This is a genomic window from Hyphomicrobium sp. ghe19 (assembly GCF_902712875.1).
Classification (GTDB): domain Bacteria; phylum Pseudomonadota; class Alphaproteobacteria; order Rhizobiales; family Hyphomicrobiaceae; genus Hyphomicrobium_B.
Genome location: NZ_LR743509.1, coordinates 1,581,287 through 1,595,600 on the forward strand (window position 1 = coordinate 1,581,287; position 14,314 = coordinate 1,595,600).

Consider the following 14,314-nt stretch of genomic DNA (forward strand, 5'->3'; position numbering starts at 1 on the left):
GTAAGGGTATGAAACTGCTGCCGGAATCCTTTAACCAATTTGCTCAGTAATTTCGTTATATGTAAGATCCAACAAGCGACTCGCGATGCGTGTGCGCATGGTTTTGAAGGCATACAGTGTGCGCCCTACCGGTGCCCGCCGCTCAACTCTAGGGCGATTCTTTGTGAAATATGCCTAGAAGATTTGATCTGTATACGTTAATCTCGAACTTGCGTTGCAAGAGACCCTTCCTTCCCGGACGGCGATGCAATTCGCCGAAAATTACAAAACCCTTTCGCTTGCTTTCAGTGCACGAACGCCCTTCATTTGATGACGATTGTTTTTAAGTCCCTCACACAATTAATAATCAACCGTGGAGGTTATCTTGAAACCACCCGAGGAAGATCCCCGAATTGAGCGCGAATTCGCTGCAGATCGGAATTGGTCCCTAGTCAGTGTCGTTGTGCTGTGGGCGCTTTACGGGTTCATTTTCTACGAAATGCGCGTCTGGGGGTTTTCCGATGAAGTCAATCTCGCTCTTGCGATTTCAGGCGGGCTTGTGCTGCTCTTCAACACGGCCTCGATGATTGCTCTCATCGCGCAGCTGAACTCGCGCCGAAAAGAGATCTACGGGCTGGATCTTTATTATCTCGACCTTCGAAAAAAGAAGCGCTGATCGTCCCAATCTCCGTCTCTGTCTTTCGAAGAGACGCGGTTCGAATTGGACTTCAAGAAGCTGGGGTTCAAGGGCGGACAGACGATGCTCTTCGATTGGTGCCAGGCGCTGGGCAAGGTTTGCCCGGCGCGCTCGCTCGTCGTCTATTCGGTGCCGATGCCGAGTTCGCGCGCCGCGGAGGTCAGGCGGGTCTTTGCGCCGGCGTCGTTTGCAAAGGCCGCGAGGGCTTTCGTCAGTGCTGCTTTTGCAGCATCCTTCTCGCCAAGGGTCATGCGCGAACTCATAAGACGCAGCCAGCCGTTCTCGTCGTTTGGATTGGTTTCGAGCCGTGCTGCGAGCTTGTCGACCATGCCGTGGATCATGTCGTCACGCTGAGAAGCGGTGTCCCCTGCCACTGGCTCTGATGCTGAAGCGGACGGCGAATTGCTTGCCGCGATCTGTGCCGACTTTGCTTGCTCGAGGGCCTTCTTGATTTCCTCATTGCCGGGGTCGAGCTTCAGGGCTGTTTCGTAGGCTTTAGCCGCATCGTCTGGCTTATCGGTATTGAGGTAAGACCATCCGAGCGTTTTCCAACCGTTCACATCGTTCGGATCTTGTTCGAGCCTCGTCACGAGCTTCACGATCATCGTATCGACGTCAGGCAACTCGACCGCGTTGGAGGCGGGCGACTGAGCTGCCGCCGATTCCGGATTTGCGTCTATCGCGTTCGCATACGCGCGAAGAGAGTCCAATGCTTGCGACGTATCCGAGCCATCATCAGAGGCGAATGCCGAATGCGGTGCAGACTGCGTATCACTTATGGCTGTTCCAACGCTAGACGAGTTCAACTCATTCTGCGCGACGCTTGCAAAACAGACGGCGGCGATAGCAGCGAGCGGAAGCAATACGAGACCGGATGAGGGAAGGCTTGTCGCGATCCACCGTCTGACGAGCGCTACTGCCGGCCGGTGACCATGCAGTCTAACGCGCAAGACAAGTAGCGCCGTCGCCAGCAGCGTTGCGGCTGTCCCAGTGGCGACCATCATGTAGTGCTGTGTCATGTCCCATCCTCGTGAAGTGCTTTTTCGCCGAGGAATGGGTCGCAAAATGAGGCATCAGCACAATGGTTTTGCGCGACAAAAGATGATGAACCCCGCGCCGATGTTTCATCTTCATCGGCTTGATCGGAGTAGAACGCTCGGCGCTACTGCATCGGGATTTTCGTCTGCATGATCGGGGTGATCACGCCATTCACATGATACTTGTGGCAGGTGAGGCAGTCTTGGCGCACCTTTTTGGCGGTGTGACAGCTCTGGCAAAGGTCCTTGTTCACGGCCCCAAAGTTGGAGGCAAAGCTATGCGGATTGCCCTGTTCGTAGCTCTTCAGGTAGGGGCGGCTCTTGTCGAGGCTATGGCAGGTCAGGCAGCCGCGATTTTGCATGACGCCGAGATGCGGCTCATGGATGAAAGTCGTGAAGCGTCCGAGTTTCGTCTCAGCCGATGACGGTGAGAAGTTGACCACGCGGCCCTTGCCTTGATTGTCGTCCACGCTGTGGCATTTCGTGCAGGACCCTTGAGCGTCTTTGCTCGTCAGGAAATCGAAGACGGCTGCTGCGGGGCCTCGGTCACCCTTCGGCGCCTGCGGGCCGGTCAGGAAGAGCCATGAGTAGATGAATTTGTCCTTGTGACCTGCCGGGCGATAGAAAATCGCATAATCCTGCCGGTACCAACCGCCGTATTCGGCCCAGCTTTCCGGATCGATATTGCTTTCTATGCTGATCACAGGCGCGGTCTTCGCCGGAGACGCAGAGGCTGTGTCCGGTTGCGACGGAATTGCGCGAGGCTCTGGCGCTCTGCCGCGGTCATTGCCGCGGGACTTCATTTCGCGAAGCTCTTCCTCCGTGGGTCGGAGCAGGTCGTCAGATTGGCTCGTCGCTTTGTCGCCGGCGACTTGAGCATTCTCCGCCGGACGTGCGTCCTGCAAACCTGCTCTCATCGGTTCGGGCAGGCTGCCGGCGGCGCGTTTCTCCTTGCCGCCGTTCGATTTCGCATTTGCGCTGTCGTCCTTTCCGGCGGCTCCTTGAGCATCGGCCCCCGAAGCTTTCTTCTCCTGTCCTGCGGGCATGAGGCACTGACCAAGAACGCGCATGAGGCATGCGGGCGGATCGTATTTGGTGCCGCTGGCATTTTCGCTCGGCGCCTCTTTCTCGTCAGTTTTTTCGTCAGCCTCGGTCGATGCCTGAGGTTGGTCCGAAGCCGCCGGCGCGTCCGCGGCAGCAGGCTCCTCGGTTGTCGCCGCGCTCGAATTGCTTGGTTCGGGATCATTGACGGCGGGTTGCGGGTCGGAGGTCACCGGACCGCCGGTGATTTCTCTCGCAAGATTGGGCAGCCATTGCTGCTGGGCACCGACGACGACATCACGCGGTATGCTCGCGGTCAGATCGGCAACGAGAGACGCACTCAGCTTTCCGCCGCTGCCGATGTTGAGGTCGCCGAGAACGTCCGAAGCCTTGCCGGAGATAAGCGAATAAAGCAGCCGCTTGATCTCCCAGGTGAGATCCTTCACGGCCGTGATCTGATCGTCGCTTGCGTTGGTCAGATCCTGGAGGTTCAATTTGTCAACGGTCTTGATAAGCGCACGGCCCTTCTCGGTCCGGCTGATCATCACCTTCATGAAGGGTGTTAGCCCGGCTTCGGACGCCTCCGGCCATTCGCCAATTGCGGCGTTGCGCTTCTTCAGGGTTTCCAGGTCGAGGCCAGGGAGCGCGAGGAAGGCAATACCTTTCGGGCCTGTCGCCCGTTCCTTCCCTGTGATCTGATCGAGATGGCAGCCGGTGCAGGTCTTCTCGAATGGCGCGACCGCCATGATCCTCCTGTCCTTCTGGCTGTCGTGACAGGTCGAGCAGGAGTCCGGAATACGCTTCGCCGCATCCTTCTTCGCGACTTCTGGAAAGTGTTTATCGAAATGGCTCGCATGATCGTAGACGATCCGCGTGCGGCGATCGAACGGATAGTTTTCGAATTGCGGGTGATGGCCGTCGAAGCTATCGAACTTTACGACATGGCACGAGCGACACTGCTCGTTGGAGATCTTGCCCAGTTTGAAATTGGCGCCTTTGTGCTCCTGGTGGCAGGTTGCGCAAGTGAGGCCGGGTGAGACGACATCGTGGGATGGGAAGGCGGCGTTTTGTGCGCGAGCCGATAGCGGCTCGGGCGTCGACGCAGCAATCTTGGTCAGCCGTTTGGTGCTGGCTAACAGCACATTGGCCGAAGCGCCGTGTGGGAAAAAAGCCGTTGCCGGCATCTTGTGGCAGGTGATGCAGGCCTTGCTATCATCAATCGGGTTGCCGGCGACAAGGCCGTGAATCCAACTCAACTTTCCGTCGCCGCCTTTGCTGTGACACGAAGAGCAATTTTCAATCGAAGCGTGAGCGCTCGTCAGCGGCCCGGGCATGAGCAACTGCGTGCCCTTCGAGAGAAAGTAGGCGGTGAACGTGGAAGCCGCCGTGATCAGTGCCACGAGCAGCGCGATGCGGTCGCGCCGGAAGCTCGGAGGCTTCGGACTGTGGCTCTCTAGCGGCCAGAAAAAGCGCCACATCACAGAGCCCCCGACGCGTATGAGTAGACGACGAGGACGTGCAGCACCGAGAGGACGAGCAGCCCGTAGGTGACGGGCACATGTACAAATAGCCAGGCCCTGGTAAGCCCGAAATGGACGCGCGCGAAATCAAGGGCGTCCTTTTCGGCTACGAGGTTCCAGATTCTGGAAAGCCTTTCCTGGCCCTGGGCGTCAACGTAGGGAGCGAGGTGGTTGAGTTCGTCGATGAGCCGCTTGAGTGGGCGTTGCGAAGCGATCAGGTGGGACGAGAAATTGCGCGGGCCCTCGAAAAAATCCCGCAAGTGGTTGGTGTAGAGATCGGTTATCCAGGCATCATAAGGCGCCGCGGGCAAGGCGATCGCGTCGGCCGACGGATCGGGCATTGCCACGATCGCTTTCACATCGCGCGCGAGTTCAGCGACGCGAACGGGAATGCGATCATAGCCTACGCGCTCGTCGACGCGGCTCTTGGCTTTAAGCGACCAAGCCAGATAGGTACCGAAAAGGCCGCTCAGAGTCACGAGCATGAAGCCGGACCACAACGCCCAATCGAAAACAGAGTTCGGAAGGGCGAAATTTGAATGGGAAAGGAATGCCGCGACCAGCAGGTAGCCCACAAAAATATGGAACGTCCGCCACCGCATGATGGATTTTGGCGGAAGCCTGCCCGTTTTGGTGGCGACGTGAAAGAAGAGCTGCAAGCTCATTCCACCAGCCAGCAGCCAGCCGTCGAGATAGCGTGGATCGCGAAGTGCATCGGTGTAGATTTGGACAAGCCAGAATAGGCCGCCGGAGATGGCAACGATCAGTATCGCAGTGATTGTCTGGCCGCTGCCCCCTCGCGTCGGGCCCGGAGAGCGTGCTCCCATCGACACGTTTGCCGCGCGCCGCGCCAGCAATTTCAAGGCGGCCCGCCAAGATTATTCATCGTCGTTCCCCCATCGTGCGTGTCAGACAGCTGCTGTCGGCATCGCGACCCGATCAATTGATTGCACTCGGTGGCCTCACCTTCCCCACGTACTTTTCCGGTCCCGGAATGAGCGCATCGAGCCCGGCCATTGTGCTGCCGTCGTATTTTTCGGTGAGGCCCGTGAGCAGCTTGGAAACGCTGTCGGCAGCAGCGGTCAGCAGGCGCTCGTTGTTGAGCTTCAGCGATGCCGAATGTGCATATTCGATCAACTTGGCGATTTCGGGCACGTTCGGCGCAGCTTTCGCCGCAGCGGCAAGTTGCTTTCGTACCCGGTCGACCCGCTCGGCCATGAAGAACGCATAGGGCTTTCTAACCGTCGCCTTTGCGACGGCGCGCAATGAAGTCTCGAGTTCAACGCCAAGGCCGATAAGATAGAGCATCCGCTTGCGCGTCGCGTTCGCGGCAGCGTTGTCCTTGCCCTTGGAATACCAAGTGTTGTGGCGGACCTCACCCTGCGACCAGGACACCAGATCGAAGGCGCTGCCGGCGCGATGGCCGCCTTTATTCACGAGTTCTTCTTGCGGCACGACGTGGCAGCCGTAGCAGTTCTTCGCCAGCTGATAGATCGCGCTGGTCCCTATCATTCCTTTGGAATTGGCGAGTTTCCAGCGCGCCGCCGCCTCGGCTTTCGTCTCTGTCTTTGCGGTCTTGCCGCTGTAGCCGCTGTGAACTTTGATCCAATCTTTGCCGGCGCTGTGGCAAGATTCGCAGGAGATGCCCGCGACCGGCTCTTTGCCATCGTCCTTCTGCTGAACCGTGAAATGACAGGTGACGCACAGCCCTTCCGATTTGATGCGTCTCACTCCCATTTTGTCCGCGATTTTCTTCGCCTCGGCGTTGCGCGGAAGATCTCGAAACGTTTTGAAATGATGCGTTGTCTTCCAGGCTTCGGTCTCCTGCTTGTGACACTCGGCGCAGGCATTCGGCCCGACGACCTGGGCGGGATCGGATGCTGCCGCACCGCACGCGACAAAAAACATGATCAGCGAGCCGGAGAGAAAGCAGGCGAGGCGAGAGAGGCGCCGTGTGCCGAAATGCGAGGGACTGAAACTCAAACGATCTGAAACCACAGTGCTGTCGAGCCTTGCTTCGGCGAGCCTACGCGCTCGTATCGAGTGTGATCGCGAGGTCGCGGGAGCGATCGAAATCGGCTTTGCGCAGCGGGCGACCGAGGGGCACAGCAAGCCGTTTCATCGCCCGGGTCAGAACGCCGCCTTCGCTCGCGCCATCGGCGTTGGGTAGGAAAGGATCTGCATGGCAGGTCGCACCAACGTGCGCGGCGATGGATTTGACTGACTCGACCATCCCCGGCGCGCCGCAGGCGTAGAGAACATCGGTCGGCAACAGTCGCGGCAGATAGTCGGTCGGCCGGCCGGGCATGATGGCGTTCGGCAAAGCCTGCGGCGCACTACAGACGGGCACGACGAGGACATTGGGAAAACGTGCGAGCTTCACGAGGGCTTGGCCCATATATAGAGACTCGACAGTGCGGCCGCCGGCGATGATCATCATCCTTCGCTCCGGCTTCTCTCGCAAAGCGGCGACGGCGATGGACCAGATCGGCGCGAAGCCGGTATTGGTGGCGACGAGAATGAGGCGGCCTTCCAGATTGGGCCGCAGATGTGCCGAGCCGTACGGCCCGGTCAAAGTCACCCGGTGTCCCGGCGTGATGCGCTTGCCGAGCGATGACGTAACGCGGCCGCCGTCCATGCGCCGGACATGAAACCAGATGGAGCTCTTGTTGGGATCGCCGCAGAGCGGATGCGTAATGCTGAAGGGACGACGCGGATAGCCCCTGAAGCACACCTGCGCATATTGACCAGCATGATGCGGCAGCGCGCGATCCGTCTTGATGCCGACCTCGATCACCTCGGCCGACAGAGGGCGCAGTGAACTCAACACGCCTTCGACGGTTCGAATATTTGTCTGGCGATTGCTCTCCACGACCGCGTTACTGGCGATGCGGCACTGGCACGCATGAACGATGCTTGGCTCGGCGCCTTCTCCGCCCTCCACGTCGCCGGAAATCAGCCGAACGCAGCATGTGCCGCAGTGTCCGGCGCGGCAATCGTAAGGCAGGTCGATGCCGTTATTCAGAGCTGCGTCGAGCAGCAACTCACCAGGGCGTGCCTCAAAGCTTTTTCCATCGATCGTAATGTTATGGCTTTTTGCCATCACCTGTCCTGCAATTCGTGCCGTTTCAAGCAATTCGGAATTGGGAGCTATCCAGCTATTATGGTTAGACAATGACCCACGGCGGATCGAATAAAATGAAACATGGATTGAAGGCGAAATATTTCGCTCCATAAACTCGAATTATGCATTAAGCATTGCGCCCGCGAATGAGCCTGTTTTGCTCCCCGCGACAACAATCCACTTCTTGGAAAGTTGCTGCCGTTTCCTAGGGTTGTGTGCGGCGTTCGTAATCATTTAGAAGAGCATAATTCCTTTAATATTTGTATCGAGTGGAATGGAAATGTTTTTTCGATTCCGAATTAACCATAGCCAATTTGGCTCGCCATTTAATCCGGCCATATCGCTGCCCCGTTTTGTGTATTGATTTGTTTTCGACGGGGGATCGCATAAATCGGACTGCATTTCGCGCGATCATGCAATTTTGAGTTCTGCCCAGGGGTATGGGCAGTCTGGACTGGGGGCGATGGTACAAGTTTCGCGTGTTTCACTGCTTGCCTGCGCATGGGCGGGCACGATGCTGGTCTGCGCAATGTTCTCTCGGCAAGATGCCGTCGCAGGATCTCGCGCTTTAGCCGAGACAGCAAGTCAAACTCAACAGAGCCGTTCCGAACAGAAATTCGCTCAGAATGGCGAAGCAGCCGGCGGAGGCCAGGCCGCCAAAGCGACGAGCATCGAGATCGTAAAGTCCAAGTCCGATCCGCATAGCGGCCAGGGCGTCGACGAGTCTCTATATCCCACTGCCGCGCAATGCGGTGGATGTCACAAGCAAATTTATGAAGAGTGGTCGTCGTCGCAGCATGCCTATGCGTCGATATCTCCGATGTTCCACAAGTTCGAGCAGAAGTTCCAATCGCTCACTCAAGGAACGGTCGGCACCTTTTGCGTTCGATGCCATCAACAGGTCGGCACGCAGCTCGGCGAAGCCCGCGAAGCGCCACTCTGGAAGCGCAGTCAGATCTCGCGTGAGGGTGTAACCTGCATCACCTGTCACCGGGTCAAGGAACAGTACGGCAAGGTCAACGGTGAGCGCCGGATCGAGCCCGGAAAAATCTACGAGCCTGTATATGGCAGCGGCGAAAAGAGCGTCATCAAAGACGTTCTCGCCAATAAGGATACCTACTCGGTCAAAACGGGTGCCGACGGGCGCGGCAACGACATTCACGCGGGCATGATTACCAACGATCAGATCACCAAGTCGGAGTTCTGCGTCAGCTGCCACCAGGTTGCAGTCAACCTCGGCATCAAGTTGGAAATCGTCTGGGATCAATATCGCGACAGCCCGGCACGTAAAGCCGGCGTCAGCTGTCAGGATTGCCACATGGGCAAGACTCCGGGAAAGCCGGACGGCTATGCGACCGCGCCTTCTGCGATCGTCGGCGGCAAAGAGGTCAACCCCGGGCGCAAGCATGCAAACCACCGGTTTATCGGTCCGGGTTATTCTATCGCGCACCCTGGTATTTTCCCGCACAACACGAAGGCGCAGACCACGAGTATCAAGGACTGGCTGGAGTTCGACTGGCGCGCCGGTTGGGGTAGCCGCAAGTTCGAAGACAAGGTTGCGGCTGGAAAGATCAAGGTCAATTTTCCAAAGCGATGGGCCGATGCGAGCGATCGCGAAGATGCCCGTGAGATCATCGATGAAAATCTGAAGAAGCTCGACGAGCGTGACAAGCTCAGGCGTGAGGTGATGGAGAACAGCAGCAAGGTCGACGGTCCCTACTTCGAAGGCACGCCGCGGATCGGTGCAGAGCTGGCGTTCTCCTACAAGATCAAGAACATCAATACGGGGCACAACCTGCCTTCGGGCTCGCTCGGCGCGCAACCGCAGCTTTGGGTCAATGTCGCCCTCGTCGATCCCGATGGGAAGAACATCTGGGAGTCGGGTTACGTCGACAGCAACGGGGACATGGCGGATCTACATAGTCTCGACGTAGCAGCCGGCCGCATCGACACGGATCAAATGCTGGTGAATTTTCAGACCAAGTTTCTCACGACCAATGTCAAGGGCACCGACCGGGAGATGTACCTGCCGGTAAACTTCGACATCGATCCACTTCCGCAGCTTCGGCCGCCGCAAATCCCGACTACGGTTCTCAATCATCCGCCGCTCGTGCGCATGGAGAACCATTCAATGGCGCCGCTAGGGGAGAGGGTGGCCAAATATTCGGTGCCGGGAAAATTGATCAAAAAGTCTGGCAAATACCGCCTTGCCTTCCGCATGCGTAGCCGTGCCGAGCCTATCTATTTCATGCGCTTCGTCGGAGCCACCAAGGCCATGGAGCAGAGCATGAATGAGCGGATCATGAACTTCCATGACTTCGCCGTCGATGTCGACGTGAAAGGATAAAAATCAAAGAGCCGAGTGTTTCGGATTTGGTCCCGCCATGGGCACCAAAATAGCGGGTCCGAAGCCTCTCTGAAGCCTCCTGAAACTCGAACGCACGAGCCAGGGGCATGATGTGGGAGCTTCCATATGACTTGCGATGCGAAGGGCAACCTTCGATACCGAACGAGTGTGACGACTGCTGCAATTGTTCTGATGGCCGGAAGCTATCTGACGATGTCAGGCACGACCGCAAAAACCGAACCCCGTGAAAGTGGCGCCGAGGCCGGCAAAGACGAGAACTGGATTACGGCTTTGTCCAGCGAGTCTGCCGCCGCTTCCCAGTCCGTAGGGAAACGCGAAAACGAGACTGTCGTTCCGAAGCAGTACCTCGGAGCGAATGTCGACGACGCCGACAAATCGAACGCGGCAAAAGAAGACGGCAAAAAAGCCAAAGCTCGCAAGAAAGAAAAATCGACCGAAGGCGCCTTCCGCTCCGATCCGCAGTACGCGCACAAGTACGACGCCAAAGAACAGTCCGACATATATGGCGGCAAAACCGCCATCGAGCCGCCGCGCCCGCTGCTCGAATTAGGCCGCGAGCAATACACCTCGGGAATATACGATGAGAGCAGCACAATCTTCGGGAAATTGAACCCGCTGCTTCCGGGGCTCTCCGTCTACGGGGATTGGCGGACAGCGATCGCTTACAATCGCAATAACGGCAAGGATATCGCGCAGGTTGCGACGCGGTTGAATCTCGACGTCGATTTCAAGCTTACCGCAACGGAGCGCATACATGCGTTCTTCACGCCGCTTCAGGATGGCAACGCAAAGTTCACTCGCTTTGAGTTTGGCGGTCGCGATGGCGATCAGAAGTTCAACGGTGAGTTCGATTTCACTCCACAGGTTCTGTACTTCGAGGGTGATGCGGGCTCCATCTATTCCGGCATGACCGGACAGCATGCCGGGTTCGACCTGCCTTTCACCGTCGGTCTCTTCCCGCTGTTCCTGCAGAACGGGATCTGGGCGAACGACGCGATCCTCGGCGGTGCGGTGACGCTGCCTGCGCGGAATTCGGCGGCGCTTGGTCTCTCCAACTTCGACGTCACCTTCTTCGCCGGCTTCGATAACATCGACAACGCGAGCTTCGTCAAAGCCAACGGCAAGGTGGACAACAACAATGCCAACCTCTTCGGCGTCACGACCTTCGCCGACGCTTTCAACGGCTATGTCGAAGCGGGTTATGGCTTTCTGCAGGGCACCGGTGTTCAGGCCGGCGTCGAGCAACACTTCCTGACGGCCGCGTATACCCGGCGCTATGCCAACACGATCTCAAACTCGACCCGCGTGTTCGCGAACTTCGGGGAGGATGGGCACGGAAATGGCGACGGCGTTGCTTTGATTTCAGAGAACAGTTTGATCACATCTTTGCCGAGCACGCTTCTTCCCTATGCGAACTTCTTTATCGGGGCCGGGAATCCCGAGCCGCTGGTCGATGGCAACAACGCGGGCATACTGAAGAACGTCGGCATCAACTTCGAGACCGACGCGCTGACGGGCTATCCGAAGCTCGACGACACCGCCTCCAATACCTTTGGTGGCGCGCTCGGCGTGCAGTATCTCTTCAATCTGGATCAGCAGCTCGTCTTCGAGGTGGCGACGGTGCAGCCCTTCGAGAATGACAATATCGGTGCCAAGGGCGCGCAGTACGGCTTCGGCGCTCGCTATCAGATCCCGCTCACCCGGTCGTGGCTGTTCCGCGCCGATGCGACCTATCAGATCCAAGAAGGCGCCGAAGATAATTTCGGGTTCCGTACGGAGCTGCGCAGCAAGTTCTGAGCAACGGCCAAAAGCTTTCGCCGTCGGGGACGACGGCGAAAGCTGTTCGGATTGTTGCTGAACTGGGGCCGGAACGTCTGCCGTCTTATCTCGGCCGGACGATGGCGTCGATCTCGATGTCGACGTCATCGTCGACCATCGCTTGGTAGTTCGTCATGTTGAATGCGCTGCGTTGAATGCGTGTCTTGGCGATAAATCTGCGTGCGCCGGCGTCGTACTTCAGTGCGGGATCGTCGTGTGACTCGATGCTGACTTGGAGTGTTACCGGCTTGGTGATGCCGTTGACCGTGATCTCGCCCAAAACCTCTGCGGCGGTTTGGGAGCCTGTTCGGACGCCGACGCTCTTGAAGGCGATGACGGGCGAGCGCTCGACGTTGAAAAAATCCGCCCCTCTCAACTCGTTGTCGATGAAGTCTTCGCCGGTCGTGAGGCTCGCAGCGGAGATCGAGGCGTTGACCTTGCTCTTTCCTGGAGCGGCTTCGTCAAAGTCGAGCGTACCGCTAACCTTGGTGAAGCGGCCGCGGTGTGTCGCGTAAGCCATTTTATAAGCGAAGCGAACCTCGGTTCGGCGCTGGTCGAATTCAAAGCGACGGGCGTGGGCGGCCGATGCGCCGGCGACTGTCAGCTCTGCAACAAGCAGTGCGAGACATGCCATTCGCAATGAGGGCGGCGCTTTGAGCGGCTTCTCACCCTCTGAGATTTCGCGGTCGCCCGATTTGTCTTGAATTTCAGCATTTCTTGGGTGACCGTCATTGCCGCGACGCGGTTTTTTCATTGAGTGGCCTTTCGCCGTTTGTATTCTGGGAGAAGCCTGTGGCGCGCTTTGCGCGTTCCCCGAGCCCATTTGTATGGATCAAGGCTTCAACGACTTCAGAAATGCCGTCTCTGCCGGTGATTGCGGCTCTGAAAATAATCCAGGCAATGGCCGACAAGACGAGGGGGTACAGCAACACGACGATCAATCCGATAATTGTAGTCGCCATCGTGCTTTCTTCCGGTCTCGTACGCGGCGCGGGACGGCGTCGTGAAGGCGCCGAGGGTCAATATGAGTCGGCAGTCGGCGCAATTATTCCAAACGGCGAATCCAATAAATAAGGTGCGCCAATCCCGTCCTTCGATTTCCCCAATTGCACAATTCGATTGAGGAATGGCGAAATTGGGTTCGAGAAATACTCATTCTCTTTGAATCAATGCTTCAATGGGCGCTATTGGCCGCCGGCAAATACCGAATTTATTGGGGTGGCGGAATGAATCCGGGGCGCGACACGTGCGAAAGCGGGCGGAGATCACATTTCATGTCATGATTTCCGCGGTGCTTCACATGGATCATGCTTCTTGCGTGAGGTGCCGCTTCTTCGCTGCCAAACGAATGCGCGCTGAACGTAGCCGCGCCGTGACCGACGACTGCAACTTGGCTATGCGGGAGCTTTTTTCGTCGGAAGTTATCGGCCAGAGCTGACCACCATCGTATCCGCAGGCGATGCGCCCGAGAGCGGCACGCATCAGATCTGTTTCAAGGTCGATGACGAGTTGACCAACCTCGACCGGATCTGTGATCCCACGGCCGCGGGCGAGCAGCGACGCAAGGTGACGCTTATCGATCGAAGGTAGACTGGCCCAAAATCCGTGGGTCAGCTCGCTGGCCAGGTCGTTGTCGGGATGGCCGGCATACTCAGGAGCGCGGCCCACTTGATAGAGGTGTGGCACGGCATCCCATTGAGCTCGCTCGCGGGGGGCGGCTGCGAGCGCGTCCTTTGCCTCTTGCGCGACGTAGAAGCGATTTAGAGTGTCGAAAAGGGTGAACACGTAACCTTGCGCCAGGAGTTTGGGCTCCCATTCGAGCCAGGAAGGTGCGCCATTTGCGGGCGACACCGCCTCGGCTACGATCACCTTGGGACGAAAGCGGTTCCAATCATTGCCGGCCAGAACGTTGGCCTCGGCGCCTTCAACGTCGATCTTGAGGAAGTCGATCTCTGTAACGCCGTAGCGCTCGCATAACTGGGCCAGAGTTACGACCGGCATCGACACCGTGCGATGGCTCGCGCCAAATTTTGCTGCAGCTTCTGCGTGAGATTTTACCGTAGTGGAGAGGGCGTGTAGCCGGTTCACGACGTAGAAATCCATTTCGCCGCTGTGGTCGCCAACGAGGGCCTCCAGTATGGCGTCCCGGGGGCGGATCTGACCATAGAGGGCAGCAAGATGCGGCTGAGGCTCAACGCAGATGCCTCGCCATCCGCGCTCATAAAACCAGAACGAAACGCTGTCCGCGACAGGGTGTCCTGCGCCGATGTCGATATAGAATCCCGAAGTCTTGCGCCCTAGCGCCTGCCAAAGATGATAATCCTCCATGTTTTGAGCATAAGTCAGTTCCATTGGTCCCCCGTGCGCGCCGCGGTTGGGCTCGCCAATTGAGTGGCAGCCGGCCAGCGTCGGATTAGCTTTAGACAGGCTTTGCTTCGCCTGCACCAGCTTCGCTCGTCGAACGCGAGCATTCTGCAACCACGAGCGTAGGTGCGGGCGCAATATTGCGCCGTCTCGATTCCCTCGACGCGGGACCAGCCGGCCGGCCTATGCCGAGTGCGGAGTAAATCATCCAGTTCGAGACGTCTTGTCGGAGTTTTCGAGAGCTTCCGTCAACGGCCGGCCGGTAGAACGGTGGTTCGATCCTGACAAAATGTCGACCGGATCGCTTTGAGCGTTCAAAGGGATGCTCGTTTTTGATGTCGCGGAATCCATGAAGATAATTGATTT

General features: G+C 57.9%; 11 protein-coding genes. 3 read left to right on the plus strand and 8 right to left on the minus strand.

Features of this window, described 5'->3' with window-relative positions; genetic code table 11:
- Positions 1-364: 364 nt before the first annotated feature.
- Positions 365-655 carry a hypothetical protein gene (locus AACL53_RS07550; protein ID WP_339083879.1) on the plus strand — a complete coding sequence of 97 codons (291 nt, stop codon included), beginning with the start codon at positions 365-367 and terminating at the stop codon, positions 653-655.
- A 143-nt stretch (positions 656-798) separates the two neighbouring features.
- Here AACL53_RS07550 and AACL53_RS07555 read toward each other — a convergent pair whose 3' ends face one another.
- The 5 genes from AACL53_RS07555 to AACL53_RS07575 all read right to left on the minus strand — a co-directional run bounded on the left by AACL53_RS07555 (position 799) and on the right by AACL53_RS07575 (position 7,377).
- On the minus strand, positions 799-1,695 hold the full coding sequence (locus AACL53_RS07555) for a tetratricopeptide repeat protein (RefSeq protein WP_339083880.1): 897 nt from the start codon (positions 1,693-1,695) through the stop codon (positions 799-801).
- Positions 1,696-1,838: 143 nt separating this feature from the next.
- Positions 1,839-4,232 carry a hypothetical protein gene (locus tag AACL53_RS07560; RefSeq protein ID WP_339083881.1) on the minus strand — a complete coding sequence of 798 codons (2,394 nt, stop codon included), beginning with the start codon at positions 4,230-4,232 and terminating at the stop codon, positions 1,839-1,841.
- A complete protein-coding gene (locus tag AACL53_RS07565; protein ID WP_339083882.1) occupies positions 4,232-5,101 on the minus strand; it encodes a hypothetical protein in 870 nt (289 codons plus the stop codon). The genes AACL53_RS07560 and AACL53_RS07565 overlap by 1 nt, the downstream gene beginning before the upstream one ends.
- A gap of 112 nt (positions 5,102-5,213) precedes the next feature.
- Positions 5,214-6,272 (minus strand): cytochrome c family protein, encoded by a 1,059-nt coding sequence (locus AACL53_RS07570; protein ID WP_339083883.1) that lies wholly within the window; start codon positions 6,270-6,272, stop codon positions 5,214-5,216.
- 28 nt (positions 6,273-6,300) lie between these two features.
- Complete coding sequence (locus tag AACL53_RS07575; RefSeq protein WP_339083884.1) at positions 6,301-7,377, minus strand: 2Fe-2S iron-sulfur cluster-binding protein; 1,077 nt, start codon at positions 7,375-7,377, stop codon at positions 6,301-6,303.
- A 484-nt stretch (positions 7,378-7,861) separates the two neighbouring features.
- Between AACL53_RS07575 and AACL53_RS07580 the strand changes: the two genes are divergently transcribed.
- Together AACL53_RS07580 and AACL53_RS07585 are read left to right on the plus strand one after the other, a co-directional pair.
- Positions 7,862-9,745 (plus strand): multiheme c-type cytochrome, encoded by a 1,884-nt coding sequence (locus tag AACL53_RS07580; protein ID WP_339083885.1) that lies wholly within the window; start codon positions 7,862-7,864, stop codon positions 9,743-9,745.
- Between the two features lie 126 nt (positions 9,746-9,871).
- Positions 9,872-11,563: a hypothetical protein gene (locus AACL53_RS07585; RefSeq protein WP_339083886.1), complete on the plus strand. Its 1,692-nt coding sequence runs from the start codon at positions 9,872-9,874 to the stop codon at positions 11,561-11,563.
- A gap of 85 nt (positions 11,564-11,648) precedes the next feature.
- Here AACL53_RS07585 and AACL53_RS07590 read toward each other — a convergent pair whose 3' ends face one another.
- From AACL53_RS07590 to AACL53_RS07600, 3 genes are all read right to left on the minus strand, one after another.
- Positions 11,649-12,338 carry a YceI family protein gene (locus AACL53_RS07590; protein WP_339083887.1) on the minus strand — a complete coding sequence of 230 codons (690 nt, stop codon included), beginning with the start codon at positions 12,336-12,338 and terminating at the stop codon, positions 11,649-11,651.
- Positions 12,313-12,546, minus strand: a complete 234-nt coding sequence (locus AACL53_RS07595; RefSeq protein ID WP_339083888.1) for a hypothetical protein — start codon at positions 12,544-12,546, stop codon at positions 12,313-12,315. The genes AACL53_RS07590 and AACL53_RS07595 overlap by 26 nt, the downstream gene beginning before the upstream one ends.
- Positions 12,547-12,889: 343 nt before the next feature.
- On the minus strand, positions 12,890-13,936 hold the full coding sequence (locus AACL53_RS07600; protein WP_339083889.1) for an FkbM family methyltransferase: 1,047 nt from the start codon (positions 13,934-13,936) through the stop codon (positions 12,890-12,892).
- Between the last annotated feature and the right edge of the window lie 378 nt (positions 13,937-14,314).

Coding starts and splice junctions, on each gene's coding strand:
- AACL53_RS07555 (WP_339083880.1), bottom strand. CDS start 1,695: ATGACACAGCACTACATGATGGTCGCCACTGGGACAGCCGCAACGCTG.
- AACL53_RS07560 (WP_339083881.1), bottom strand. CDS start 4,232: ATGTGGCGCTTTTTCTGGCCGCTAGAGAGCCACAGTCCGAAGCCTCCG.
- AACL53_RS07565 (WP_339083882.1), bottom strand. CDS start 5,101: ATGGGAGCACGCTCTCCGGGCCCGACGCGAGGGGGCAGCGGCCAGACA.
- AACL53_RS07575 (WP_339083884.1), bottom strand. CDS start 7,377: ATGGCAAAAAGCCATAACATTACGATCGATGGAAAAAGCTTTGAGGCA.
- AACL53_RS07580 (WP_339083885.1), top strand. CDS start 7,862: ATGGTACAAGTTTCGCGTGTTTCACTGCTTGCCTGCGCATGGGCGGGC.
- AACL53_RS07585 (WP_339083886.1), top strand. CDS start 9,872: ATGACTTGCGATGCGAAGGGCAACCTTCGATACCGAACGAGTGTGACG.
- AACL53_RS07590 (WP_339083887.1), bottom strand. CDS start 12,338: ATGAAAAAACCGCGTCGCGGCAATGACGGTCACCCAAGAAATGCTGAA.
- AACL53_RS07595 (WP_339083888.1), bottom strand. CDS start 12,546: ATGGCGACTACAATTATCGGATTGATCGTCGTGTTGCTGTACCCCCTC.
- AACL53_RS07600 (WP_339083889.1), bottom strand. CDS start 13,936: ATGGAACTGACTTATGCTCAAAACATGGAGGATTATCATCTTTGGCAG.